This window comes from Providencia sp. JGM181, from assembly GCF_018257375.1.
In the GTDB taxonomy this organism is placed as follows: Bacteria; Pseudomonadota; Gammaproteobacteria; order Enterobacterales; family Enterobacteriaceae; genus Providencia; species Providencia lanzhouensis.
In genome coordinates this window covers 1-2,524 of record NZ_JAERJY010000236.1, presented here as the reverse complement: position 1 = coordinate 2,524, position 2,524 = coordinate 1, and the positions used below count along the sequence as shown (strand labels likewise).

Here is a 2,524-nt window from a genome sequence, read left to right as displayed (position 1 = left end):
TTATATTCTTGTGAATATAATCCCATGATTTTTATATGGAAATTTTGTACTGAAAGTGGGTTACTTGACGTAAATAGGCTATTTTCCTGTCTTGGCTGTGCTATGATAGCCGCCCTTTGTGATAATTTATGGTTTTTGGGACGCGTTCTAATTGCTAACCGCCACGAATTATGCATAAACAAAAAAACTTATAATGATAAAAATCAGTCGGATAGGCTACTATGCTTTTACTTATTGATAATTACGATTCATTTACATACAACTTATACCAATATTTCTGCGAACTAGGGGCGGAAGTGCTGGTGAAACGTAATGACGAAATTACCATTGAAGAAATTGAACAATTGGCTCCAACCCATTTGGTCATTTCACCGGGTCCTTGCACGCCTGATGAGGCAGGGATTTCTCTGGAAGCGATAAAACATTTTGCCGGAAAAGTGCCCATTTTGGGGATCTGCTTAGGTCATCAAGCCATTGGGCAAGCGTTTGGTGCCTCTGTCGTGAAAGCGAGAGAAGTGATGCACGGCAAAACATCATCTATCCACCATAATCATCAAGGGGTATTTAAAGGACTGAATCGGCCTTTAACGGTCACTCGCTATCACTCTTTAGTGATTGCGGCAGAAACACTACCAGCCTCTTTTGATGTCTCCGCATGGTCACTGAATAACGGGGATATCGATGAAATTATGGGAATCCGCCATAAAACCCTGCCAATTGAAGGGGTTCAATTCCATCCTGAAAGTATTCTCAGCGAACAAGGTCATGAGTTGTTGAGTAATTTTCTCAAATATTAGTGGTTGATTTTTGCGAATAGCAAAATTAATTATGCATATTTTACCCTTCCCTATTGCTCTTTATTGATTTTTTATTCATATTTGATGCTTATATTTTCACTTAAGCATTCGATAAAGAGCAGGTGAGGGGTATGTCAGAACAACACGTAGTCAATCGGCAAACTTTTGATCAGGTTATGTTACCTATTTTTTCGCCAGCTGAATTTATTCCAGTTAAAGGCGAAGGTAGTCGTGTTTGGGATCAGCAAGGTAAAGAATATATTGATTTCGCAGGTGGGATCGCGGTTTTAGCGCTGGGTCATTGCCATCCAAGTTTAGTCGCTGCTGTTCGTGAACAAAGCGAAAAACTGTGGCATGTGAGCAATGTTTTTACCAATGAACAGGCGTTAAAACTGGCTCAAAAATTAACCAAAGCAACGTTTGCAGATCGTGCATTTTTTGTGAACTCTGGTTCTGAAGCGAATGAAGCCGCATTCAAGTTAGCGCGTCGTTATGCTATCACCAAATATAGCCCATATAAAACGAAGATCATTGCATTCAAGCAAGCGTTTCACGGCAGAACATTATTTACTGTCTCAGTCGGTGGACAAGCGAAATATGCAGATGGTTTTGGTCCAAAGCCTGCGGATATTATTCATGTGCCTTTTAATGACCTTGAAGCCGTTAAAGCTGTGATTGATGAAAATACTTGTGCGGTGGTATTGGAGCCGGTTCAAGGGGAAGGTGGCGTCACCCCTGCGACATCAGAATTTTTGCAAGGAGTACGTAAGCTTTGTGATGAAAATAATGCACTGCTTATTTTTGATGAAGTGCAAAGTGGAATGGGGCGTACGGGGAAATTATTCTCTTATATGCACTATGATATCGTTCCCGATATTTTAACTACCGCAAAAGCCCTCGGAGGCGGTTTCCCTATTAGTGCGATGATCACAACCGCGGACATTGCGAATACGATGGAAGTGGGTTCACACGGAACCACTTATGGCGGTAATCCGCTGGCGTGTGCGGTGGGTAATGCTGCTTTTGATATTATCAATACCGATGAAGTCCTTGATGGTGTTGCTAAGCGTCGTGAGTTATTTGTCGCGCATTTAAATAAGCTTAATGATCAATATGGCATTTTTGCTGAAATTCGTGGAATGGGCTTATTAATTGGCGCAGAACTAAATGGCAAGTTACTGAATCGCTCAAAAGATATTCTGCAAGCTTGCGCGGTAGAAGGGCTGATGATGCTGAATGCAGGCACGAATGTATTACGCTTTACACCATCGCTGATTATTTCTGAAGATGAAATTAATAGCGGGATGGCGAAGTTAGAAACGGCAATAAATAAATTATTGAAATAAGTTGTGTGCTAAGTTGCAGAATGGTCTCTTCTGCAACTTAGCAGTGAACAATGCACAGTTGACTATTTACCAGTTTGTATAATTGCTTTTCTTAGTTCTGATGTTCTTGTTTCTTTGATTTCAGGTCGATTAGACGAGTGTGGTATGCGATGAGCATTGGTCGTGGGAATACCTCTATGAAGTCGTTCAACATTCTCGCTGTGATAAAAGCTAGTTAGTTTACGTTTGCTCTTATTTAGCTTGATGTCTGAGCCTGTTTTTTGGGACTCGAACTTTTCAGAAGACATTACTTCTGAGAGATTTTCTTTTTCTTGTGCTTGCTGTTTGGATAGCTTCAAAACGCGGCATGGCGCTTCAATCAGGTTATCCATCACACTTAAG

Annotated in this window: 2 protein-coding genes and 1 pseudogene; 2 read left to right on the top strand and 1 reads right to left on the bottom strand. The window is 40.9% G+C overall.

Annotated features, from left to right (window positions below):
- Positions 1-221: 221 nt before the first annotated feature.
- Positions 222-797, top strand: coding sequence for an aminodeoxychorismate synthase component II (locus JK188_RS17080; RefSeq protein ID WP_036948669.1), 576 nt, complete (start codon positions 222-224; stop codon positions 795-797).
- Positions 798-928: 131 nt separating this feature from the next.
- A complete protein-coding gene (locus JK188_RS17075; RefSeq protein ID WP_211887235.1) occupies positions 929-2,143 on the top strand; it encodes an aspartate aminotransferase family protein in 1,215 nt (404 codons plus the stop codon).
- 305 nt (positions 2,144-2,448) lie between these two features.
- On the opposite strand, the pseudogene JK188_RS18050 reads toward JK188_RS17075, so the two are convergent.
- A pseudogene (locus tag JK188_RS18050) lies at positions 2,449-2,524 on the bottom strand (arginine ABC transporter ATP-binding protein ArtP); the annotation flags it as partial.

Bases quoted from the DNA above. Each gene is read 5' to 3' on its own strand.
- JK188_RS17080 (WP_036948669.1), top strand. From the start codon at position 222: ATGCTTTTACTTATTGATAATTACGATTCATTTACATACAACTTATAC.
- JK188_RS17075 (WP_211887235.1), top strand. From the start codon at position 929: ATGTCAGAACAACACGTAGTCAATCGGCAAACTTTTGATCAGGTTATG.